1 protein-coding gene is annotated in these 2,638 nt (G+C 38.9%); it reads left to right on the forward strand.

All coding sequences use genetic code 11. The features are described from left to right. Positions 1 to 413: 413 nt before the first annotated feature. On the forward strand, positions 414 to 2,030 hold the full coding sequence (locus AC1DVB_RS26470) for a family 14 glycosylhydrolase (RefSeq protein ID WP_141242679.1): 1,617 nt from the start codon (positions 414 to 416) through the stop codon (positions 2,028 to 2,030). Positions 2,031 to 2,638: the final 608 nt, after the last annotated feature.

The raw sequence follows: 2,638 nt of genomic DNA on the forward strand, positions 1-2,638 counted from the left end.
GTGTAAAGACATACCATGTTGAAATGGAAGATGGTAATGTTTATATAGTTTTATAACCAGCTGCTCTTAATAGTCTCTTAGACTATGCATCTTGTTGATAAAAGGGTACAACAAGTTGATTGGAACGCCCGCGGAAAGCGGGTGCCTGTAGGCAACATAAATTGCACAAAGCAAAAAAAAACTAAAGACAGACTCGTTTTTTTCATTGAGTTTGTCTGCAGTCTGCTGGATAGTCTCTAAGACTATCCATATTTTCTTTGCAGATTTTGAACTAAATTTACCCGGCAGAATAATTGATAAATATTTCCAAAGGCAATATACTTTCAAGTATAGGAATTCTTTTATTAAAACGAATGAATGTAAGCGATTTCGAAGAACAAATGAATAAAGTTATAGGGGAAGGTTGGCGTTTTATGAACAAATTATCGGTTGGCGTTTTTACCTTTATGTTGTATTTTGTTCCTTTATCAAATACACCTGGAATAGCAGAAGTACAACCAGATTACAAGCTTTATGTGATGGCCCCCTTGGGTGAAATAACCGATTGGGAGGCATTTAAAGCAGAGCTGACCCAGTTGAAGGAAAATGGAGTATATGCAATAACGACAGATATCTGGTGGGGATTGGTAGAGAGTAAAAAAGATAATCAGTTTGATTGGTCCTATTATAAAAAATATGCGGAAACCGTGAAAGCTTCCGGTTTAAAATGGGTGCCCATTTTATCTACGCACCAATGCGGCGGTAATGTGGGGGATGATTGCAACTATCCCATCCCGAGTTGGCTCTGGAATAAAGACACTGCCGAAAACATGGCTTTCAAGAGTGAAAGTGGTTTCTGGAATAAGGAAGTACTTGCTCCTTGGTGGGAAGGCACAGCCGGTCAGTACAATGAATTGTACAAATCCTTTTCAGAGAACTTTGCTGATAAGAAGGATTTAATAGCAAAAATATATCTAAGTGCAGGACCGGCAGGGGAATTAAGATATCCCTCCTACCAGAATGCAGATGGCTGGGATTATCCTGAGAGGGGACAGCTTCAAGTTTATACAGAAGGAGCAAAACGGGATTTCAGGCTTGCCATGAGAGAAAAATATTCCACGATAAAAAAATTAAATGCTGCTTGGGGCAAAACCTATAAAAACTGGAATGAGATTCAGCCGCCAGGAAATGGGGATGAATTTTTCACCAGGGGCGGAGCAATCGACACTAAATTTGGATACGATTTTATGCAGTGGTATCAAGGGGCACTCGAAAAGCATCTTGCAAAAATTTCGAAGTTTGCCCATAAACATTTTGATGAAGTCTTTGGCGTGCCAATTGGAGCTAAAATCTCAGGAGTCCATTGGAAAATGAATGATCCAGTAATGCCGCATTCTGCAGAGTATAGTGCCGGGTACTATAACTACTCCAAATTATTGAATCAATTTAAGAAATCGAATATGGCCCTCACATTCACCTGTCTGGAAATGGGAGATCAAGACGCACATACTGCACCGTCCTATAGCGCCCCTAAGACTTTAGTGACCCATATTGCCTCTTTAGCTAATGAAAAAGGAATTTCTTTAAACGGGGAAAACGCACTCCCTCTCATCGATAATGAATGGGGCTTTGACAATGTGGCAGAAATGCTTTTTAACCATGGTTTTGAGGGATTTACATTGCTTAGGATGTCTTATTTATTCGACGATGAAGGAAATCCAACTAATGAGTTCAGGATGATGGCTGATAAATTGGAAGGCAAGTCGATTCCCGTTACATTCACAGTTGAAAATGTACCTGCCACACAGGGAGTTTACTTAATTGGGAACAGAGGGGAAATCGGCCGATGGAATCCTGAAGATTACGAATATAAACTCACTCAAAACACAAAAGGCAGCTGGAGTGGAACATTTCGTTTAGCTGCAGATCGATTCTATGAATTCAAGTTCGTCTTAAAAGATGAAAATGGCACTATTACTTGGCAAGATGGCGAAAATAATTGGTATAAAACTCCTTTGAATGGAAAAGGAAACTATAAAACTTCATGGTAGATGGGTTAATAGGGCTATTCAGACGGCAAAAGGTGGTTCGGAATGCTCTCACAACCATGATTGGTAAACTTAATATACTTCTGTTTTTTTACTGCTTTGTATACATCAATCCTTTAATAGATTAAAAAAATTTGCGACAATCATGCCGAATAACTGTCTGCCAAGCCGCTTTGCTTTGATACGGCTCGGCAAACAGTTGGCGGAAAGGGAGCGGTTTTCTGAAATCATCTGGAATATTTTTTTAGGTTTTAAAGCCTGAAGAGGTAATCAACGTTCAAATTTTACAGTATGACTAACTAAGCAGGACTTGTGGGAAGAATATAAGGTATGGAAAATCATCACAAGTTAGGGTATAAAAAATCCAGAATCCAAGTGATGTATATTTGCATACTGACCCCATTACGGCAATATTTTTTAATACTTAAATGATATAAATTTACATTAATTGAAATGTAGTCCATTTTTAGAACAAAGCAACAAGAAAGGGAGGAATCGAAATATATGAAGACAATGATTACATGGACAGGGGAACTGGCCTTTTCTGGCACAACTCCGTCGGGACATGAAATAAAGATGGATGCCGCCGAAGAAGCAGGAGGTAAAAATAG

Source organism: Peribacillus sp. P4_D6 (assembly GCF_056401795.1).

Excerpts from the sequence above, each read along its gene's own strand:
- AC1DVB_RS26470 (WP_141242679.1), top strand. The coding sequence starts at position 414 with ATGAACAAATTATCGGTTGGCGTTTTTACCTTTATGTTGTATTTTGTT.